The following is a 19279-nucleotide window of genomic DNA, read 5'->3' as shown; positions in this document are numbered from 1 at the left end:
GCACGGCCTCGTGCCCGGCGGGCACTGGGACGGCGCGCTCACCGGGCCGCCGGTCGCGGTGCGGGACCTGCTGCGGCCGGGGTCGCTCGCGGGCGGCGCCCACGGCGCGGACGGGCACGGCGGTGCGGACGGGCACGGCGGTGCGGACGGGCAGAGCGGTGTGGAGGGGCACGGTGGTGCGGGAGGCCGGAGCGGTGCGGACCGTCACGGCGGTGCCGACCGGCACGGCGGCGGTGCGGTCGACGCCGTCGGACCCGCCGACGACCCCGCGCCGTACGTGTTCTCGACCCAGCTCGGGCACGACCTGACGCTCTACGGCCACCGCGGCGAGACCGACGACGCGGTGCTGCGCGGCGACCCCGCGGCCGGCGGCTGGTCGGCGCTGTGGTTCGCCCGCGGCACCGACGAGCTGACCGCCGTGCTCACGGTCGACCGCCCGCGAGACGTCGCCGCCGCACGCCGGCTGTTCTCGGGGGCCCGGCTCCCGCGCGTCGACCGCGACGCCGCCGCCGACCCGGGGCGCCCGCTCCCCCGTCCGTGACGGGACGGTCCGTCGCTCCGGTCCATGACGGGCCGGTTCACCGCCCGCGGCTCGCGCCGGTGCGCAGCACGCCGGGGCCGGGCTGGGCCCGGTGCGTCAGCGAGGTGCCGACGGCACGGCCGGCTCGCGCCACCGCCGCTCGATCCCGCGCAGCATCGCCGGGTACACGAGCAGGAGCCGGAACGGCGCGATCGCGGTCATGTACGCCGCGCCGAGGCGGCCGTTGGGCCGGACGAGCACGGTGAGCCGGCCGGTGTGCCCGCCGTCGCCGTCGGGCACCCAGGCGAGGTGCAGCACGGCGTGCACCGTCCGGTTCGCCGTCTCGGCGACCCACTCGTCGCGGGTCGCGTAGAGCGGCGTGAACGGCGCGGGATCCGGCCCGCCGGGCGGCAGGCCCAGGTCGGCCGGCAGGCGCTCGCGCAGCGACGGCACGCGCACGCCGAGCCCGTCGTCGGGCCGGTCCCAGCCGAGCGCCGAGCCGATCCGCTCCCGCGCGGACCACAGCGCCCGCACGACGAGCGGGGCGTCGTCCGGGAACCGGCCGGCGAACATCGCCTCGACGAGCCGTGGGAGGTCGTCCGGGCCGCCGGGCGTCGCGAGCGCCCACACGTCCTCGACCGCGAAGTCGGGTGCGACCTCGTGGAGGCGCCACGGGGACGAGGTGTGGACGGCGGCGGGGAGTCTCATGGGTCCTCCGGACAGGTGCGGGGTCCACCCGGGCGTCCCGAGCGCCGGACCGCGGCGTGGCGGGCGCACCGGTGCGGCGTCCCTCGGCCGACCGTAGGGGCCCTGACCTGTGACGACGCTGAGCCCCGGCCTGGGCCTGCGGCCCGCGCGGCACTAGCGTGACCCGGGTCGGCGTCGACCTCGAGGACGGTCATGGGCACAGCGGACGGACACGGCACCGCGGGCTCCGGGGGCTCCGGGGGCTCCGGGGGCTCCGGGGGCTCCGGCGGCACAGCGGGCTCCGGGGGCTCCGGGGGCTCTGGGGGCGCGGCAGCGCCGCGGGTGCCGCCGCGGTGGGTCGTCACGACGGCGTGGCGCGTCCACCGTGCGCTGTACCGGGTGAGCGGCGGACGCTTCCTGTGGACGACGTCGAGCCGGCGCGGCTGGGGTGCGCTGCACCTGACGACCACCGGCCGGAGGTCCGGCGCTGAGCGCAGCGTGATCCTGGGCTACCTCGAGGACGGCCCGGACCTCGTCACGCTCGCGATGAACGGCTGGGCGGAGGGCGACCCCGCGTGGTGGCTCAACCTGCAGGCGCACCCGGACGCGACGGTCCGGCTCGCCGGGCAGGACCCCCGCCCCGTGCACGCACGCGCCGCCGTCGGGCAGGAGCGGGCACGGCTGTGGCAGCGGTGGATGGCGGTCGACCCGGGGCTCGACGCCCTGACGGCCTCACGGTCGACCCCGACCGCCGTCGTGGTCCTCGAGCCGCGGGCGGCAGGCACCACCGGACCTCCGCCGCGGTGACCGCGCCGCCCCGGGGTGCGCCGGCGTCCTGCTCCGGCGCACCCCAGGGCGCTCGCGTCAGTGCGCGAAGTGCCGCGTGCCCGTGAGGTAGAGCGTCACGCCGGCTGCCTGGGCGGCCGCCACGACCTCCTCGTCGCGCACCGACCCGCCGGGCTGGACGACCGCGCGCACGCCCGCGTCGAGGAGCACCTGCAGGCCGTCGGCGAACGGGAAGAACGCGTCCGAGGCGGCGACCGCACCGCGGGCCCGCTCGACGTCGCCGGTGTTGGCCCGCTCGACCGCGAGGCGGCACGAGTCGACCCGGTTGACCTGACCCATGCCGACGCCGACGGAGGCGCCGTCGTGCGCGAGCAGGATCGCGTTGGACTTCACGGCGCGGACCGCGCGCCACGCGAACACGAGGTCCGCGAGCGTCGTGTCGTCGGCGGCGTCGCCCGCGGCCAGCGTCCACGACGCCGGGTCGTCGCCGGGTGCCGTGACGCGGTCGGCGACCTGCAGCAGCACCCCACCGGTCACGGGGCGGAGCTCGACGGGCGCGGCGTTCGGCGTGCCCGCGACCGTGAGCAGCCGGATGTTCTTCTTCTGCGTGAGCAGCTCGACGGCCTCGGGGTCGAACGACGGCGCGACGACGACCTCGGTGAACACGGGCGCGATCTGCTGCGCGGCCGCGAGCGTGACCGGGCCGTTCGACGCGATGACGCCGCCGAACGCGGAGACCGGGTCGCACGCGTGGGCCTTGGCGTGCGCGTCCGCGATGTCGGTGCCGACCGCGATGCCGCACGGGTTGGCGTGCTTGATGATCGCGACCGCCGGGCCGTCGTGGTCGTGCGCGGCGCGCCAGGCGGCGTCGGCGTCGACGTAGTTGTTGTAGCTCATCTCCTTGCCGTGCAGCTGCGTCGCGCCCGCCAGGCCCTCGCCCGCCGCACCGTCCGCCGAGAGGTACAGCGCGGCGCCCTGGTGGGGGTTCTCGCCGTAGCGCAGCACCCGGCCGCGGTCCCACGTGCCGCCGAGCACCGCCGGGAAGCCGGACTCGCCCGCGACCTCGTCGGGCGCGTAGGACGACGCGAACCACGACGCGACCGCCACGTCGTACGCGGCGGTGTGCGCGAACGCGTCGGCAGCGAGCCGGCGTCGCTCGGCGAGCGTGAACCCGCCGGCCGCGACGGCCTCGGCGAGCCCGGCGTAGCGCGCCGGGTCGACGACGACCGAGACGCTCGGGTGGTTCTTGGCGGCGGCGCGCACCATCGAGGGCCCGCCGATGTCGATGAGCTCGACGCACTCGTCGGGCCCGGCGCCGGAGGCCACGGTCGCGCTGAACGGGTAGAGGTTCACCACGACGAGGTCGAACGGCTCGACCTCGAGGGCCGCGAGCTGCGCGACGTGGTCGGGGCGGCGCGTGTCCGCGAGGATCCCGGCGTGCACGCGCGGGTGCAGGGTCTTGACGCGCCCGTCGAGGCACTCGGGGAACCCGGTGAGGTCCTCGACCTTCGTCACGGGCACCCCGGCCCCGGCGATCGTGCCGGCCGTCGACCCGGTCGACACGAGCTCGACGCCCGCGGCGTGCAGGGCGGTCGCGAGCTCGACGAGCCCCTGCTTGTCGTACACGCTCAGGAGCGCGCGGCGGATCGGCCGGCGCGTCTCCGGGGCGGTGGGGTCGAGGACGGGCTCGAGCGGAGTGAGCTCGTGGGACATGGCGGTGACCTCCCGGGTCGGTGGGTCTCGTGAGACGTCATGGACCCGAGCACCCAGGCGAACGGTGCGACGGTAGGTGGTTCCGGCCGCTCCCCGGTGGTTCAGCCCACCTCAGGTACGCCAGTCACGGCCGGGACCGATCCTAGCCGAGGTCGGCGGTGGTCCCCAGGTCGAGGCCCGCCCCGAGGTCGACGTGCAGGCCGATGCCGGCGGACGCGGTCGCGATCGTCACGTCGAACAGGCGGTCCGCGTCGACCGCGACGCGGTGCAGGTGGCCGAACAGCTCCGCGGTGATCGCGCCGACCAGGGAGGCGAACAGCGACATCGACCGGGTGAGCGCGAGCGCGACGTCGGTGGGGACCTCGTCCTCGGCGCCCAGGCCCGCGAACGCGTAGACGTCCGGCTCGACGAGGCCGCGCGGGTCGTAGAGCGGTCCGACGGGACGCAGCGAGCCGTCGGCGTGCGCCGCGACGAGCACGCCGACGAGCACCGACCAGAGCCGCAGCGCCGGGGCGACGGTGTCCGCCGGGGCGCGGTACCCGCGGACGGGGGTGCCGTAGACGAGCTCGAAGGAGTGGGGGTTCGCGATCGCCCAGGAGCGCACGGCACGCGCGGCCTCGAGCCAGCGCTGCGCGGGCGCCGCCCCCCGCAGCTCCGCGGCCCGGGCGGCCTCCTCCGCCGCCCCGCCCACGGCGTCGTACGCCTCGACGATGAGCAGGGTGAGCAGCGCGTCGCGCGACTCGACGTAGCGGTACACCGCGGACGACGCCACGCCGAGGTCGCGCGCGACGGCGCGCAGCGACAGGCTCGCCGCACCGTCGGCCACGAGGTGGGCCCGGGCGCTCGCCAGCAGCTCCGCCATGATCTCGGCGCGGGCGCGCTCGCGGGCGCCGCGGGGCGCGCTGGAGGAGTCGGCCATGTCCCCGAGCATGCTCGACGAGAGCGGTGCGCGCAAACGAGAGCAGTGCTCTTGACACCGGAGGTCGCAGCGCGGAAGCATCGCTCACAGACGAGAGCACCGCTCTCACTTTCGATCGGAGCGCCTCATGGCTCGACACGTGGTCGTCGGCAAGGGACCCATCGGCTCGACCGTCGCCCAGCAGCTCGCCGACGCCGGGCACGAGGTCCTCGTGCTCAGCCGCTCGGGCGGACCCGCCGCCCGCACGACCGCCGCCGGAGGCAGCATCGAGCACCGTGCAGCCGACGCGACGGACGCCGCCGCCCTGACGCGCGCCGCACAGGGAGCCGCAGCGCTGCACAACTGCGTGAACCCGCCGTACCACCGGTGGACCACCGACTGGCCGCCGGTCGCGTCGGCGCTGATCGCCGCCGCCGAGGCCACCGGCGCGGTGCTCGTCGTCGCGGGCAACCTCTACGGCTACGGGCGCGGCACGCAGCTCATGCGCGAGGACTCCCCGCTCGCCACGACCGAGACGAAGGGCGGCGTGCGTGCCGCGATGTGGCACGAGCTGGAGCGACGCCACCGCGCGGGCACCCTGCGGGCGACCGAGGTGCGCGGCAGCGACTACCTCGGCCCCGGCGCGCAGGCCCACGCGCACGCCGGTCCGCGCATGCTCGAGCCGCTGCTCGCCGGGAAGCCGCTGTACCCGATCGGCTCGGCCGACACCCCGCACTCGTGGACCTACCTGCCCGACTTCGCACGTGCGCTCGCCGCCGCCGCCGCGACCGAGGCCGCCTGGGGCCGCCCGTGGCACGTCCCGTCGCCCGAGCCGCTGACCTACCGCGAGGTCGCGGCCCGCTTCGCGACCGCCGCCGGGGCGCCCGCCCCGCGGACCCGGACCATCCCGCTCGCCGTCGTGCGCGCGGTCGGGCTCGTGCACCCGATGATGCGCGAGATCCACGCCATGGGCTACCAGTTCGTCGAGCCGTTCGTGCTGGACGCGACGGCCTCCGAGCGGGTCCTCGGCGTCACCGCGACGCCCTGGTCGCGCGTCGTCGAGGAGACCCTCGCGGCGCGGCGGGCCGAGACCACCGGGGTGACCGGCACGGGGCGCGCGGGCACGCGGCCCGCCGGCACGGGGCACGCGGCCGGGTGACGCCCTGGACTCCGGTGCACGGACGGGACGCGACGCGTCTCGCCCGTGCACCGGAGCCCGGTCGATGCCGGCACGCCTGTCGGCGAGCGCGGGCCAGGGCCCTCGGCGGCCGACGTCAGCTGCGCTCGCGCCGGTACAGCCTGTGCGCCCACGCGTAGCCGAGCACGCCGAGGACCACCGACCAGCCGAGCGCGAGGAGCGTCGTCGACGCGGCGGTCCCGGTGCCGGCGAGCAGCCCGCGCGTCGTCTCGATCACCGGCGTGAACGGCTGGTACTCGGCGAACCAGCGCACCGCGGGCGGCATGGTCTCGACGGGCACGAACCCGCTGCCGAGGAACGGCAGCGCGGTCAGCAGCATCGGGGTGTTCGACGCCGTCTCGACCGACCTCGCGGCGAGCCCCATCGCGACGCACAGCCAGCTCGTCGTGAACGTGACCACGGCGAGGAGCCCCGCCAGCGCGAGCCAGTCCAGCGCCCCCGCGTCCGGGCGGAAGCCGAGCAGGAGGGCGAGGGCCAGCACCACGACCACCGCGAGGAGCCCCTGGACCACCGTGCCGAGCACGGGCCCGCCGAGCACCGAGCCGGGCGAGATGGCCATGGTCTTGAACCGCGCCATGATCCCGCTCGTCGCGTCCATCGAGGCCGTGATCGCGACGCTCTGCGCCGCCCCCACGACCGCGAACAGCAGGATCGCCGGGGTGATGTAGTCGAGGTACGCCGCCCGGCCGTCGGCCCCGGGCGCGACGTCGGGCGCCACGCCCGCACCGAACGCCCCGCCGAACACGAAGACGAACAGCAGGAGCAGCGCGATCGGGATGCCGACCGTGAAGCTCGTCAGGCCCGGGTAGCGTGCGGCGCGCAGCAGGTTGCGGCGCAGCATCGTGAGCGTGTCGGCGACGGGGCGCGGGCCCGCGGTGGGGGTCAGGGTCGCGGTGGTCATGAGGCCACCTCCTTCGAGGTCGTCGGGGTGGTCGGGGAGTCGTCGGTCGGCGCCGTGAGGCGCAGGAAGACGTCGTCGAGCGAGCCGGCGTCGTGCGCGGTCTTGAGCTCGTCGGGCGTGCCCTCGGCGACGATGCGCCCACCGTCCAGGACCGCGACGCGGTCGGCGAGCCGGTCCGCCTCCTCCAGGTACTGGGTGGTGAGCAGGATGGTCGTGCCGCCCGCCACCAGGGCCCGCACCTCGTCCCAGAGCGTGCGGCGGCTGCGCGGGTCGAGCCCCGTGGTGGGCTCGTCCAGGAAGACCACCGCCGGGTGCCCGACGAGCGTCATCGCGAGGTCGAGCTTGCGGCGCATGCCGCCCGACCACGTCGCCACCGGCTTGCCGGCGGCCTCGGTCAGGCCGAGCTGGGCGAGCAGCTGCTCGACGCGCTCGCGCCCCTCGCGCCGGCCGAGGTGGTGCAGCGCGGTCATGAGCCGCAGGTTCTCCGCGCCGGTGAGCAGGTCGTCGACCGCGGACGCCTGACCCGTGACGCCGATCGCGGCGCGCACGGCCCCGGGCTCCGTCACGACGTCGTGCCCCGCGACGTGCGCGGTGCCGCCGTCGGGGCGCAGCAGGGTCGAGAGGACCCCGACGGTCGTCGTCTTGCCGGCGCCGTTCGGGCCGAGCAGCGCCGTGATGGTGCCGGGCTGGACGACGAGGTCGACCCCGTCGAGCACGGTGTGGTCCCCGAAGGACTTGCGCAGACCGCGGAGCGCGATCGCAGGAGCTGGTGCAGGCATGGCGGTGTCCCGTCTCGTGGTGAGGGTGGTGCGGGTGGGTGCGACGCCCGGTCGGGTGGGCGTCGTCGGAGCACGGCAGGGCCGCGCAGGGGGCGGCCCGCTCAGGGCAGGGCACGGCCCGGTCAGGGCACGGCCCGGTCAGGTCAGGGCACGACCCCGTGAGGGCGAGGCCCGGTCAGTCAGGTCCGGGCACGGCCCGGTCAGGGCCCACCCCAGGGAGGGCGGGTGCGTCAGGGGCGGCGGACGATCACGTCGCCGTAGCCGGTGCTGGCGTGGATCTCGGCCGTCGGCTGGTCGTCCGCCGGGCCGTCGGAGGGCAGGAGCTGGTTGCGCGCGGTGCCGTGCTCGGACGAGACGTCGAGCCACGCGGCCGTCCCCTCCGGGACGCCGACCTCGATCGCCCCGTAGGAGGTCGTGAGCGTGACCGCGCCGTGCTCGACGCGCTCGACGCGGATGCCGGCGGACGCCGCGGTCGCGGTGAGCGTGCCGCGGACCCGCCCGACGGAGATCTCCCCGTGCGCACCCGTGACCTGCAGCGACCCGGTCACGGACCCGACGGCGGTGGGCCCGTTGCTGGCGCGGATCGTCCCGTCGCCGGTCAGCTCGGTGAGGCGCACCGAGCCGGCCGACGCCTTGACGGACGTGGCACCCGTGCTCCGGCCCACGACGGCGGACCCCGCGGACACCTTGAGGTCGAGGCGCCCGACCTCGTCGAGCCGGGCGTCACCGGCGGTGACCTGCGCGTCGACGTCCCCGAGCCGGCCCTCGGCGTAGAGCGTGCCCGTCCTCCCGCTGAGGTCGGACCCCTCCGGGAGCTCGACCGTGACCGCGATGCTGCCCGCGGCGAACGGCACGTACTGCTTCCAGGCGCGCGGACCGGTGATCGTCACGGCGCGGTCGTCGCGCTCGACCCGGACCTCCTCGGCCGTGCGCACGTCACCGGCCTTGGCGGCGTCGGCGGGCAGCACGGTGACCACGACGTCGTCGCGGTCGCTCGCGACGACGTGCAGGCTGCAGCCCACGGGGAGGTCGACGACGACGGGAAGAGGGGCGGGGGCGGGGAACGTGGGCATGACGGCTCCAGGGCATGGGCGGGACGGCGTGGACCGGGGTCGGGTGGACCCGGGTACGGGTGACGAGCGACGTGCGTGCGGCGGCGGTGCGCGGCGCTTCGGCCGGTCCGGTGGAGGCCCGGGTCAGCGCACCCAGCCGGTGAGGCGGGTCCCCCCGCGGGGCTCGGCGCGCGCCTGGGCGGCGGGCGGGTCGGTCGGCTGCTCGAGCGCCGCGGCCACCGCGCGCACGAGCCAGGTGTTGACGGAGAGGCCGCTCCTGGCGGCGGCGAGCTCGACCTGGGACTTGAGCTGGTCGGGCAGGCGGAGCGTGGTGCGGGTCGTGCTCCCCGTGTCGAGCTCGGGCGGCACGGGCAGCGCGGTGGCCGTCGGCGCGGCGGGAGGTGCGGGAGCCCAGGCGGGCGCCGACGCGGGCTCGGGACGCGCGCCGGGGCTCTCGACGACGAACTCCGGGCCGCCGCTGCGCAGCCGTACGTCGACCGAGCCGGGCGCGAGCTCGGCGGAGATCTCCCCCGCGGCGGCGGTCAGCGCGTCCAGGAGGACGAGCCGCACGGCGGCGTCGAGGGGTGCGGCGAGTCGTTCTGCGAGCTCGCGGGCGTCCTGACCCGCGGCGTCGGCGGCCGAGGCCAGCCGGTGCTGCAGGTCGTCCACGTAGCGGGTGAGGTCCATGACGCCATCATGACACCACAAGTGGTGTCATGGCAAGAGATTCATGAACGCACGTGGTGTCATCGCGACGCACCGCGACACCACACACGGGTCCGACGTCGGCGCGGCTAGCCCCCGGAGCCGATCCGCACCCGGCGCCCGTCGACCGTCAGACCCTCACGCGCGACCCGGCCCACGACGTCGACGAGGAGCTCCCGCTCGACCGTCTTGATCCGCTCGTGCAGGCTCGCCTCGTCGTCGTCGTCGCGGACCTCCACGGCCCGCTGGGCGATGATCGGGCCGGTGTCGACGCCCTCGTCGATGAGGTGGACCGTGCAGCCGGTGACCTTCGCACCGTGCGCGAGCGCGTCCCGCACGCCGTGCGCGCCCGGGAAGGACGGCAGGAGCGCCGGGTGGGTGTTGACCACGCGGCCGCCCCAGCGGGCCAGGAACGGCGCCCCGAGCAGCCGCATGAACCCGGCGCTCACGACCAGGCCGGGGCTGAACACGGCCACGGCCTCGGCGAGCGCGGCATCCCACGCGGCACGGTCGTCGAACTCCCCGGGCCGGACGACGACGGTCGCGACCCCGGCAGCCCGGGCCAGCGCGAGCCCTCCGGCCTCGGGCTTGTCGCTCACGACACCGACGACGCGCGCGCCGTACGCGGGGTCCGCGTGGGCCGCGAGCAGCGCGGCGAGGTTCGAGCCGGTCCCCGAGATCAGGACGACGACGCGCGTCGAGGTCGGCAGGACGTCGGGGCTGGGGGTGCGGGGCGGGTTCGGAGCGGGCACGCGCCGACCCTAGCGCCCGGGATGCGCGAGAATGCTCGGGTGAGCAACCCGTACGCGCCGCCGAAGGAGGGTGCCGCGCGCCCGGACCTGCGTCCCGAGACGCCGCGTGCTCCGCGCGGCCCCGCCGGCGGCCCGGGTGAGCCCGGTCCGCACGGACCCGCCGGCGCGCGCCCGCCGGCACCGCCCCGCGAGCCGCCGGACCCGGACCAGGTGCGCCGCGCGAGCCGGCAGCTCCTGCACTTCTGGCTGCTCGTCCTCGGGGCCGTCGTGACGTTCAACCTCCCGCTGCCGTGGAAGGTCGGCGCGCTCGTGCTCGTCGGGGCGGCCCTGGTCGTGGGTGGCCTCGCCCTCGTCACGACGTGGCGCGCACGGCTCCCCGGGCTCATGCTCCCGATGATCGTCGCGGGGCTCGGCTTCACCGGCCTGATCGGGGCCGCGCTCCTCGGGACGATCGCGATGTGGCCGATCGTCCAGGACCGCGAGGAGTGCCTGGGCGGTGCGCTCACCGTCAGCGCCCGGACCGAGTGCGAGCGCGCGTTCCAGGACCGGGTCTCGGAGCGGACCGTCGACCTCGAGCAGATGATGCGGAGCCGGCCCTCCGGCGGCTGACGAGACCCGTCAGGTCTCGCGAGAGCCCTCCGCCGCGACCCGCTCGGCGCCCCCGCGCGCTCCGCTCCCGCTCCGCCGGTCCCGCAGCACGCCCCGCACCGCGTCCCGCACCAGCGGCTCCGCGGGGAGCGCGACGAGCAGCGCGCCGAGGGCGACCCCCAGGGCCACGACCCCCCCGACCGGCGCCCACGCCGCGCCCACCTCGGCCATCCGGCCGGGTCCGACCGCCCCGCTCGCGAGCGACACGAGCCCGGCCGCGCACGCCCCCGCAGTCAGTCCGGCCGCCGCGGCGGCGGCGAGCACGTCGCGGGCACGGCCCGGGACCGTCCGCCGGTGCAGCCACCAGCCGGCGACGCACCCGGCCAGCACGAGCAGCGCAGGGGCGGCGACGAGCGCTCCCCCGGCCATGTCGGGCTGCGGCAGCGCCCCGAGCAGGGGCAGCGCGGGGATCGGGCCGGGGACGACCTCGGCGGTCGTGAACGTCGTGCCCGTCCCGACGTGGAACCCCGGCCCGGCGAGCCACGTGAACGCCCACACGACGAGGTTCGGGAGGAACGCCAGCTCGGCGAGGGCGAGCACTCCCCCGCCGACCGCGTCGAGGTCGAGTGCCTCGATGACGTCGGCGATCGTCGCGCGTCCCGCGAGCACCCACAGGACGGTGACGAGCGAGGCGGCGGCGAGCACGAGCGCGACGGCGAGCACTCCCGCGGGGACCCCCGCACGCACCGCGGCCGGGACCCGCGACCACAGCGGCCGGGTGAGCCCGCGCAGCGGGGGCGCCTCGGGGCGGCGTGCGAGCCCGGTCGCGAGCCCGAGCCCCGACACGACGAGCGCGCCCGACGCCGCGAGCACCACGTGGCCGACGGACGCGCGCACGAGCAGCGACAGGACGACCGCGACGACGACGTACCCGCCGACCCCGGCGGAGAGCGCGAGGGACGTCGGGTACCCCGAGCGCCGGGCCGACGCGTGGCACGTGTACAGCGCGAGCAGCGTCAGACCGAGCGGCACGAGGGTCAGGACGTCCGTCCCCACCGCGAGGGGGACGCCGTGCGCGAGCAGCCAGAGGCCGGTGCCGAGCTCGAGCGAGCGCGTCCACGGGACCTCGGCGTTCGACGGGTCCGCCGACGTCACCACGTACGCCGCGACCGCGGGGAGCACCACGACGAGCAGCGACAGGATCGCGCCCTGGAGCCCCGCGAGCAGCCCGGCGACCCACCGGGCCGCGCCCTCGCCCTCCCCGGGTCGGAAGATGCCGAACCGGGACGTGCCGTCGTCGGCCGTGAGCAGCTGGCGGCGCACGCGCTGGAGCCGCTCGGTTCCGGTGGGGGTGCTCACGGGTCCATCGTCGCTGCCGATCGCCCCGCGACCCGGCAGGCGGTGCGGCGTGCCGGGAATGTCGCACGGACGCCGACGGCGCCGCACCCCGCTCGGGGGTACGGCGCCGTCGGCGCGCTGTCAGGTGCGGGGCGTCAGGAGAGCAGCTCGCGCGCGAGCGCCGCCGTCTCGCTCGGCGTCTTGCCGACCTTGACCCCGGCGGCCTCGAGGGCCTCCTTCTTGGCCTGCGCGGTACCGGCCGAGCCGGACACGATCGCGCCGGCGTGGCCCATCGTCTTGCCCTCGGGGGCGGTGAAGCCCGCGACGTAGCCGACGACCGGCTTGGTCACGTGCTCCTTGATGTAGGCCGCGGCGCGCTCCTCGGCGTCGCCGCCGATCTCCCCGATGAGCACGATGAGCTCGGTGTCGGGGTCGGCCTCGAACGCCTCGAGCGCGTCGATGTGCGTCGTGCCGATGATCGGGTCGCCGCCGATGCCGATGGCCGTCGAGAACCCGAAGTCCCGCAGCTCGTACATCATCTGGTAGGTCAGCGTGCCCGACTTCGACACGAGGCCGACCTTGCCGGGGCCCGTGATGTCCGCCGGGATGATGCCGACGTTCGACTTCCCGGGGCTGATCAGACCGGGGCAGTTCGGGCCGACGAGGCGCACGCCCTTGTCCTGCGCGTACGCGAAGAACTCGGCGGTGTCGTCGACCGGGACGCCCTCGGTGATGATGACGACGAGCGGGACGCCCGCGTCGACGGCCTCGACGACCGCGGCCTTGGTGTGGGCCGGCGGCACGAAGATGACCGACACGTCGGCACCGGTCTGCTCGACGGCCTCGGCCACCGAGCCGAACACCGGCACGGACACGGACGCGGCGTGCGCGCCCGAGCCGGTCGGGAACTCGACGGAGGTGCCGGCCTTGCGCGGGTTCACGCCGCCGACGACCGTCGTGCCGCTCGCGAGCATGCGCGTCGTGTGCTTCTGGCCCTCGGAGCCGGTCATGCCCTGGACGATGACCTTGGATGCCTCGGTCAGGAAGATCGCCATGTCTGTTGTTCTCTCGTCTCTCGCGTCTGCGCGGGTAGGGGCGGCCGGGCTCAGGCGGCGGCGTGCGCCAGCTCGGCGGCCTTGTCCGCGCCGCCGTCCATGGTCTCGGCGAGCGTGACGAGCGGGTGGCCCGCCTCGGCGAGGATCCGCCGGCCCTCGAGCACGTTGTTGCCGTCGAGGCGCACCACGAGCGGCTTGGTCGCGTGGTCCCCGAGGATCTCGAGCGCCGCGACGATGCCGTTGGCGACTGCGTCGCACGCCGTGATGCCGCCGAAGACGTTGACGAACACGGCCTTGACCTGCGGGTCCGAGAGGATGATGTCGAGGCCGGCGGCCATGACCTCGGCCGAGGCGCCGCCCCCGATGTCCAGGAAGTTCGCGGGCTTGACCCCGCCGTGCGCCTCGCCGGCGTACGCGACGACGTCGAGCGTGCTCATGACGAGCCCCGCGCCGTTGCCGATGATGCCGACCTGGCCGTCGAGCTTGACGTAGTTGAGGTCCTTGGCCTTCGCGGCGGCCTCGAGCGGGTCGGCGGCCTCGGCGTCCTCGAGCGCGGCGTGGTCCGGGTGCCGGAACGCGGCGTTGCCGTCGAGCGTGACCTTGCCGTCGAGCGCGACGATCTCGCCGTCCTCCGTGAGGACCAGCGGGTTGACCTCGACGAGGGTCGCGTCCTCGTTCTCGTAGACGTCCCACAGCTTCTGCAGCACCGCGGCGACCTTGGGCGCCACGTCGGCGTCGAAGCCGGCGGCCCGCACGATCTCGTCGGCCTTCGCCGCGTCGATGCCGGTGCGCGGGTCGACCGCGACCTTCGCGAGGGCCTCGGGGCGCTCGACCGCGAGCTGCTCGATCTCCATGCCGCCCTCGACGCTCGCCATGGCGAGGTACCGGCGCTCGGCCCGGTCGAGCAGCACCGAGAAGTAGTACTCCTTGGCGATCCTCGCGCCGGCGGCGATCATCACGCGGTGGACCGTGTGGCCCTTGATGTCCATGCCGAGGATGGCCTCGGCGTGCTGCGCGGCCTCGTCGGCCGAGCGCGCGAGCTTGACGCCGCCGGCCTTGCCGCGGCCGCCCGTCTTGACCTGCGCCTTCACCACGACGACGCCGGGCTGGCCGCCGAGCAGCTGCTCGGCGCCCGCGCGGGCCTCCTCGGGGGTCGTGGCGACGACGCCGCCGAGCACGGGAACGCCGTGCTTCTCGAAGATGTCACGTGCCTGGTACTCGAACAGGTCCACCTGGCTTGGTCCTTCCGTCGACCCGCGATCGCGACCTCGTCTGGCCGCAGCGCCCCGTCGATCGTAGCCGTGGATCACAAGTATCTTCACATCGAGAGATGTCGCCTGGGCCACACCGCCCGGCCGCGGGTCAGGACGCCGAGCGCGCCAGCAGCAGCACCGCGGACAGGAACCCGACGCCGACGACACCCCACACGATCCCCGCGACGACCATCACGGGCCCCGCGAGCCCCGCCGCGCTGCCGTCCTGCGTCAGCCGGACGTCCGCCGGGCGGGCCGGGTCGACGTAGACCGTCAGGCGGTCGCCGGGGTGCACGAGGAGCCCGCTGCGCCGGACGGTCGAGACTCCCTCGACGCGCGTGGCGCGCAGCCACGAGCCGTCGGGCGCCGGGTAGTCGAACGTGACCCGGTTCGAGCGCGTCGCGTTGCTGAAGTCGACGACGACCGCCTCGACGGGGACGAGCCCGGCCGTCGAGGAGCGGCGGCGCGTGGCCAGGCCGCCGACGACGAGGGCGACGGCCGGCACGAGCGTCAGGACCAGGATGACGACGGCGAACAGCCCGAGCCCGGGCCCGGCCGCCACGTCAGGAGACCGTCAGCGAGCGCAGCGCCTCGAGCGACGTCGAGCCGTCGAGCTCGCCGGCGGGCGCGAACGCGATCGCGAGGACGACCGTGCCGTCGGCCGTCTCGAGCCACAGCCCGAGCGCGTCGACCCCGGTCGTGCCGCCCTCCGCGAGCGCCACCTCCTCGGTCCACGTCGCGACGACCGAGGACTCCGAACCCGGCCACTCGACGGGCGAGCGCACGTAGTCGGACACCGACGGGTCGACGGTCCGGGACTGCTCGGTCGACCAGGACTGCTCGACGGCGCCGGCCGGGGCGTCGGCCTGCCAGGTCACCTGGATCGCGGGCACGCCGCGCTCCGTCGCGTCGGGCATCCGGACGAGGACCTGCTCGGCGCCCGGGATCTCGGTCCCGCCGGGCTCGGTCGTCGACCCCTCGGGCGCCCGGAACGAGCCGTGCCCCCCGAGGTCGACCTCCTCGCCCGAGCCCTCCGCCGGCGTGAGCTCGGAGGGCGCGCCGGTCGGGGCCATGACCGAGGAGGCGGTCGCGTCGGCGGACGAGGCCGCGTCCGGCGACGACGCGGTACCCGGCTCGTCGGCAGAGCACCCGGTGACGGCGAGCACGGCCGCCGCGGTCAGTGCGAAGGTCACGCGGCGCACTCGGTCCACGGCTGCCACCCCGATCCGTTGAAGAAGTAGGCGTCGCCCGACGTCACGGTCGACGTCGAGTTCTCGAACGTCCCGCCCAGCGCGACGGGCCCGACCTTACCTCCGGCCTGGATGCCGAACGACGTGTTGGTGTCGAGCGTGACGTCCTGGCGGGTCATGACGCCGCGGTCGCGTGCGGCGCCGGTGAAGGTCGTGAACGCGTCGTACGCGCTCGTCGCCCGCTGGGCCGGCGTCCCGGGCGGGATGATGCCGGTCGCCCCGAGCAGGTCGAGCGCGATGCGCTGGGTCTCCGGGCCGGTGAGCTCGACCGACGCCTCGAGCAGGCTGCCGCCCGACGGGTGCTCGTCGAACGTCTCGCCGAGGAACGCGTTCTCCGCGAACGCCTTGGCGTCGCCGACGGCCAGCGCCTGGGTCGAGACCTTGACCGGGTTGCCCTCGGAGTCGACGGTGACCGCGACCATGACCTTCATCTCGCCGCCGGCCTGCAGCTGCGTGCTGTTGATCGGGTCGTGCCCGGTCAGCGCGGCGCTGCCGCTGATCGTCGACGTGTAGTACACGGTCGTCTCGCCGGTCCGGATGTTGACGCGCGAGCCGAGCGCCGTCGCGGTGGCGCCCTTGACCGCGGCACCGTTGACGATCCCCGCGGCGCTCGCGCTGCCGTCGCCCCCGATCCCGGCCTGGCCGTACACCTCGTCCGGGGCGGGCGGCGTGTAGCTGTCGCCCGTGATCCAGTCCCACACCTCCTTGCCGGCCCACGCCGCACCCGCCGCGACCCCGCCGACCGGGCCCGTGCCGCTCAGGCCCGCCTGGAGGGTCGCCCAGTCGCGCTGCTCCTCGAGGAAGTCGACGAGCTGCTCCTTGCCCGCCTCGTCGACCACCCAGGTCGCGCCGCCCGCGGCCTCGACGTACGCCGAGCCGGACAGCTGCGCCTCGCCGCCGTGGATGTAGTCGTCGACGGTCACGCTCACGCCGCCGCCGAGCCCCTCGGTGACGCCGATGCCCCCGGTGCCCTCGGCCGACACCCGGTACGTGTCGTCGGACATCCGCTCGACACGGATCGTGCCGCCGCCCTTGACCGCGATGAACGTGACCGCGACCGACGCGTTGCGCCTGTCGGCGCTGTTCTCGAGCACGCACGCGTTCGTCGGGCGGTGCCGCTCCGCGTCGATCGGGATGCGGCTGCCGCAGTCGCCCTGGCCCGCGGTCGCGACCTGGCACAGTCCCCGGCGCACGTTGTCGCCGAGCCACGAGCCCTGCGGGCCCACCACCGCGACGACCGCGACCACGAGGATCGCGGCGACGGTCGCGCCGCCGAGCGTCTCGAGCGTCGAGGCGCCGGCGTCACCGCGCAGCGACGCCGCGCGGGCTGCCGCCCCGTACCCGCGCGTCGCGGGGTCGTGCGAGGGCGGCACGAGCAGGGCGCCGACCGCGGGCGCGACGCTCCACAGGAGCAGCGTCGAGACGAGCGCGCCGACGCCGAGACCGCTCGACGCGCTCGCCGCTGCCGCCGCCGACCCGAGCAGCAGCACGACCACGGCTCCCGCGAGGCCCCCGGCGACGGCGCTCGGCACGGCGCCCGGACGCGTCGTCGTGCTCCTGCGCCGGCGCATCACGAGCGCGGTCACGAGCCCGCTCCCGGCGAGCGCGAGCACCTGCAGCACGAGCACCACCGCCGCGGCGAGCAGTCCGCCCGCCCGCAGCAGGCTCCCCGCGAGGAGCGGGAGCACGGTCACCGTGACCACGAGATAGGCCACGACCCCGGTGACGGCACCTGCTCCGGCCGCGCGTGCATCGATCGACGTCATGTCCACCCTTTCGCCGCGCTCACCCTAGGGCGGGTGACGGTGCGCGACGAAGGGCCCCGGGGCCTGGCCGGTCGCACCGCATGAGCCCCTGGGCCCACGCGCTGCACACGAGCGCGCGACGCACCGTGGTGGGCGTCCCGCGTCGGGCCCGCGCGCGCCCGGCGGGGGCGCGCCCGGCGGGGGCGCGCCGGGCCCCGGCGGTTCGGCTCAGAGCTTCGTGACCGGCGAGAACCGCAGCAGGAGCCGCTTGGTCCCCTCGCTGCCGAAGTCGACCTTCGCGACGGCGTTCGGGCCGGAGCCCTCGAGCGCGACGACCGTGCCCATGCCGTACGCGTCGTGCGTGACCTTGTCGCCGAGGGCGAGGCTCGGCACGGCGGCGTCCGGGCGCGGCGTCGCGGAGCCGAACCGCGGTCCGTCCGCGGCCGCCGGACCCGACGTGCTCGGCGCGGTCGAGCGGGCCCGCGACGACGACGCGCCGCGCGCCCCCTGGCCAGAGCGCGCGCTCCCGCTCGAGCCGTAGTACCCGCCGCTCGACGCCGCGCCGGACCGCGAGCCACCGGACCCGTACCCGCCGGAGCCGTAGCTGCCCGACCCGTAGCCGGACCCGGCGCCCGGGCGACGCAGCACGTCCATGCTCGACTCGCGCCGGCGCCAGTCGACGAGGTCCTCGGGGAGGTCGTCGAGGAACCGGCTCGCCGGGAACTCGTTGGGCACCCCCCACGCCGTGCGCACCGCGGCGCGCGAGATGTACAGCCGCTCCCGCGCGCGCGTCAGCCCCACGTACGCGAGCCGGCGCTCCTCGGCGAGCTGGTCGGTGTCGGCGAGCGAGCGCATGTGCGGGAACGTGCCGTCCTCCATGCCCGTGAGGAACACGACCGGGAACTCCAGGCCCTTCGCGGTGTGCAGCGTCATGAGCGTGACCACGCCCTGGTCGACGCCCCCCTCGCCCTCGCCGGGGATCTGGTCGGAGTCCGCGACGAGCGAGACGCGCTCCAGGAAGTCCGCGAGCCCGCCCTCGGGCTCGGACTCCTCGAACTCGGACGCCACCGCGTGCAGCTCCGAGAGGTTCTCGACGCGCGAGGCGTCCTGCGGGTCCTCGCTCGCGCGGAGCTCCGCGAGGTATCCGGACCGGTCGAGCACCGCCCCCAGCACTTCGGCGGGCCCGGCACCCGAGTCCACGAGCGCCCGCAGCTCCGCCATCATCGTCGCGAAGCCGCGCAGGCCCGTGACCGCCCGCGTGCCGAGCCCCGGCACCTCGTCGAGCCGCTCGAGCGCCGCACCGAACGAGATGCGCTCGCGCTCCGCGTACGCGCTGACCATCGCCTCGGAGCGGTCGCCGAGCCCGCGCTTCGGGACGTTGAGGATGCGCCGGACGTTGACGTCGTCGTCGGGGTTCGCGAGCGCCCGCAGGTACGCGACCGCGTCCTTGACCTCGCGCCGCTCGTAGAAGCGCGTGCCGCCGACGACCTTGTACGGCAGGCCGACGCGGATCAGCACCTCCTCGAGCGCGCGGGACTGCGCGTTCGCCCGGTAGAACACGGCGACGTCGCCGGGCCGCACGCCCGCGGAGTCCCCGAGGCGGTCGATCTCCTCGGCGACGAACCGCGCCTCCTCGTGCTCGTTGTCCGCCACGTAGGCGACGATCTGCGCGCCCGCGCCCGAGTCCGTCCAGAGCCGCTTGGGCTTGCGGCCCGGGTTGCGGCTGATCACGGCGTTCGCCGCGGACAGGATCGTCTGGGTGGAGCGGTAGTTCTGCTCGAGCAGGATCGTGCGGGCGTCGGGGTAGTCGGCCTCGAACTCGAGGATGTTGCGGATCGTCGCGCCGCGGAACGCGTAGATCGACTGGTCGGCGTCGCCGACGACCGTGAGCTCGCCGCGCAGCTCGTCGTGCCCGTGCTCCGCTGGCCCGCCGCCGACCGCCTCCGCACCGCCCGCCGCCGCCGCACCGCCCGGGGCCGCGGGGGCCTGCCCGCTCGGTGCAGCCGGACGCCGGCGGCCCCAGGGCGTCGGCGCTCCGCACCCCGACCATCGCGCCGGA

19 protein-coding genes and 1 riboswitch are annotated in these 19279 nt (G+C 75.9%); of the genes, 4 read left to right on the top strand and 15 right to left on the bottom strand.

Features of this window, described 5'->3' with window-relative positions; all coding sequences use genetic code 11:
* On the top strand, positions 1-541 hold a 541-nt coding region (locus AB6N24_RS18725), incomplete at its 5' end, for an oxidoreductase C-terminal domain-containing protein (protein WP_412870894.1).
* Positions 542-637: 96 nt separating this feature from the next.
* Here AB6N24_RS18725 and AB6N24_RS18720 read toward each other — a convergent pair.
* Positions 638-1228 carry a DUF2867 domain-containing protein gene (locus tag AB6N24_RS18720; RefSeq protein ID WP_412870893.1) on the bottom strand — a complete coding sequence of 197 codons (591 nt, stop codon included), beginning with the start codon at positions 1226-1228 and terminating at the stop codon, positions 638-640.
* Between the two features lie 321 nt (positions 1229-1549).
* Between AB6N24_RS18720 and AB6N24_RS18715 the strand changes: the two genes are divergently transcribed.
* Positions 1550-2014 (top strand): nitroreductase/quinone reductase family protein, encoded by a 465-nt coding sequence (locus tag AB6N24_RS18715; protein WP_412870892.1) that lies wholly within the window; start codon positions 1550-1552, stop codon positions 2012-2014.
* 57 nt (positions 2015-2071) lie between these two features.
* Here AB6N24_RS18715 and purH read toward each other — a convergent pair whose 3' ends face one another.
* Both purH and AB6N24_RS18705 read right to left on the bottom strand, forming a co-directional pair.
* Positions 2072-3706 carry a bifunctional phosphoribosylaminoimidazolecarboxamide formyltransferase/IMP cyclohydrolase gene (gene purH, locus AB6N24_RS18710; protein ID WP_412870891.1) on the bottom strand — a complete coding sequence of 545 codons (1635 nt, stop codon included), beginning with the start codon at positions 3704-3706 and terminating at the stop codon, positions 2072-2074.
* A gap of 44 nt (positions 3707-3750) precedes the next feature.
* A riboswitch (ZMP/ZTP riboswitch) is annotated at positions 3751-3844 on the bottom strand.
* 4 nt (positions 3845-3848) lie between these two features.
* Positions 3849-4625: a TetR/AcrR family transcriptional regulator gene (locus AB6N24_RS18705; RefSeq protein WP_412870890.1), complete on the bottom strand. Its 777-nt coding sequence runs from the start codon at positions 4623-4625 to the stop codon at positions 3849-3851.
* Positions 4626-4752: 127 nt separating this feature from the next.
* Between AB6N24_RS18705 and AB6N24_RS18700 the strand changes: the two genes are divergently transcribed.
* Positions 4753-5763 (top strand): NAD-dependent epimerase/dehydratase family protein, encoded by a 1011-nt coding sequence (locus AB6N24_RS18700; protein WP_412870889.1) that lies wholly within the window; start codon positions 4753-4755, stop codon positions 5761-5763.
* 115 nt (positions 5764-5878) lie between these two features.
* Here AB6N24_RS18700 and AB6N24_RS18695 read toward each other — a convergent pair whose 3' ends face one another.
* The 5 genes from AB6N24_RS18695 to purN all read right to left on the bottom strand — a co-directional run bounded on the left by AB6N24_RS18695 (position 5879) and on the right by purN (position 9991).
* Positions 5879-6703 (bottom strand): ABC transporter permease, encoded by an 825-nt coding sequence (locus tag AB6N24_RS18695; protein WP_412870888.1) that lies wholly within the window; start codon positions 6701-6703, stop codon positions 5879-5881.
* A complete protein-coding gene (locus tag AB6N24_RS18690) occupies positions 6700-7482 on the bottom strand; it encodes an ABC transporter ATP-binding protein (protein WP_412870887.1) in 783 nt (260 codons plus the stop codon). The genes AB6N24_RS18695 and AB6N24_RS18690 overlap by 4 nt, the downstream gene beginning before the upstream one ends.
* 230 nt (positions 7483-7712) lie before the next feature.
* A complete protein-coding gene (locus AB6N24_RS18685) occupies positions 7713-8555 on the bottom strand; it encodes a DUF4097 family beta strand repeat-containing protein (protein ID WP_412870886.1) in 843 nt (280 codons plus the stop codon).
* 123 nt (positions 8556-8678) lie between these two features.
* Positions 8679-9221 carry a histidine kinase gene (locus tag AB6N24_RS18680; protein WP_412870885.1) on the bottom strand — a complete coding sequence of 181 codons (543 nt, stop codon included), beginning with the start codon at positions 9219-9221 and terminating at the stop codon, positions 8679-8681.
* Positions 9222-9328: 107 nt separating this feature from the next.
* Positions 9329-9991, bottom strand: a complete 663-nt coding sequence (gene purN, locus AB6N24_RS18675; RefSeq protein ID WP_412870884.1) for a phosphoribosylglycinamide formyltransferase — start codon at positions 9989-9991, stop codon at positions 9329-9331.
* Between the two features lie 39 nt (positions 9992-10030).
* Here purN and AB6N24_RS18670 point away from each other — a divergent pair, with 39 nt between their 5' ends.
* Positions 10031-10600, top strand: a complete 570-nt coding sequence (locus tag AB6N24_RS18670; RefSeq protein ID WP_412870883.1) for a hypothetical protein — start codon at positions 10031-10033, stop codon at positions 10598-10600.
* 9 nt (positions 10601-10609) lie between these two features.
* On the opposite strand, the gene AB6N24_RS18665 is transcribed toward AB6N24_RS18670, so the two are convergent.
* The 7 genes from AB6N24_RS18665 to AB6N24_RS18635 all read right to left on the bottom strand — a co-directional run.
* Positions 10610-11938, bottom strand: coding sequence for a cell division protein PerM (locus AB6N24_RS18665; protein ID WP_412870882.1), 1329 nt, complete (start codon positions 11936-11938; stop codon positions 10610-10612).
* Between the two features lie 134 nt (positions 11939-12072).
* On the bottom strand, positions 12073-12972 hold the full coding sequence (sucD, locus tag AB6N24_RS18660; protein ID WP_412870881.1) for a succinate--CoA ligase subunit alpha: 900 nt from the start codon (positions 12970-12972) through the stop codon (positions 12073-12075).
* A gap of 50 nt (positions 12973-13022) precedes the next feature.
* Positions 13023-14204, bottom strand: a complete 1182-nt coding sequence (gene sucC, locus AB6N24_RS18655; RefSeq protein ID WP_412870880.1) for an ADP-forming succinate--CoA ligase subunit beta — start codon at positions 14202-14204, stop codon at positions 13023-13025.
* A gap of 130 nt (positions 14205-14334) precedes the next feature.
* Positions 14335-14787 carry a DUF3592 domain-containing protein gene (locus AB6N24_RS18650; protein WP_412870879.1) on the bottom strand — a complete coding sequence of 151 codons (453 nt, stop codon included), beginning with the start codon at positions 14785-14787 and terminating at the stop codon, positions 14335-14337.
* A 1-nt stretch (position 14788) separates the two neighbouring features.
* The gene (locus AB6N24_RS18645) at positions 14789-15418 is read right to left on the bottom strand and encodes a hypothetical protein (RefSeq protein WP_412870878.1); all 630 of its coding nucleotides are present in this window, start codon (positions 15416-15418) and stop codon (positions 14789-14791) included.
* On the bottom strand, positions 15415-17241 hold the full coding sequence (locus AB6N24_RS18640; protein ID WP_412870877.1) for a hypothetical protein: 1827 nt from the start codon (positions 17239-17241) through the stop codon (positions 15415-15417). The genes AB6N24_RS18645 and AB6N24_RS18640 overlap by 4 nt, the downstream gene beginning before the upstream one ends.
* A gap of 207 nt (positions 17242-17448) precedes the next feature.
* On the bottom strand, positions 17449-19279 hold a 1831-nt coding region (locus AB6N24_RS18635; protein WP_412870876.1), incomplete at its 5' end, for a 3'-5' exonuclease.

Origin of the sequence: Cellulomonas jepli (genome assembly GCF_047229345.1) — a bacterium.
Classification (GTDB): Bacteria; Actinomycetota; Actinomycetes; order Actinomycetales; family Cellulomonadaceae; genus Cellulomonas_A.
Note: the sequence above shows the minus strand (reverse complement) of the source record. Positions and strands in the feature narration are given on the sequence as shown.

Coding starts and splice junctions, on each gene's coding strand:
- AB6N24_RS18720 (WP_412870893.1), bottom strand. CDS start 1,228: ATGAGACTCCCCGCCGCCGTCCACACCTCGTCCCCGTGGCGCCTCCAC.
- purH (WP_412870891.1), bottom strand. CDS start 3,706: ATGTCCCACGAGCTCACTCCGCTCGAGCCCGTCCTCGACCCCACCGCC.
- AB6N24_RS18705 (WP_412870890.1), bottom strand. CDS start 4,625: ATGGCCGACTCCTCCAGCGCGCCCCGCGGCGCCCGCGAGCGCGCCCGC.
- AB6N24_RS18700 (WP_412870889.1), top strand. CDS start 4,753: ATGGCTCGACACGTGGTCGTCGGCAAGGGACCCATCGGCTCGACCGTC.
- AB6N24_RS18695 (WP_412870888.1), bottom strand. CDS start 6,703: ATGACCACCGCGACCCTGACCCCCACCGCGGGCCCGCGCCCCGTCGCC.
- AB6N24_RS18690 (WP_412870887.1), bottom strand. CDS start 7,482: ATGCCTGCACCAGCTCCTGCGATCGCGCTCCGCGGTCTGCGCAAGTCC.
- AB6N24_RS18685 (WP_412870886.1), bottom strand. CDS start 8,555: ATGCCCACGTTCCCCGCCCCCGCCCCTCTTCCCGTCGTCGTCGACCTC.
- AB6N24_RS18680 (WP_412870885.1), bottom strand. CDS start 9,221: ATGGACCTCACCCGCTACGTGGACGACCTGCAGCACCGGCTGGCCTCG.
- sucD (WP_412870881.1), bottom strand. CDS start 12,972: ATGGCGATCTTCCTGACCGAGGCATCCAAGGTCATCGTCCAGGGCATG.
- AB6N24_RS18640 (WP_412870877.1), bottom strand. CDS start 17,241: ATGACGTCGATCGATGCACGCGCGGCCGGAGCAGGTGCCGTCACCGGG.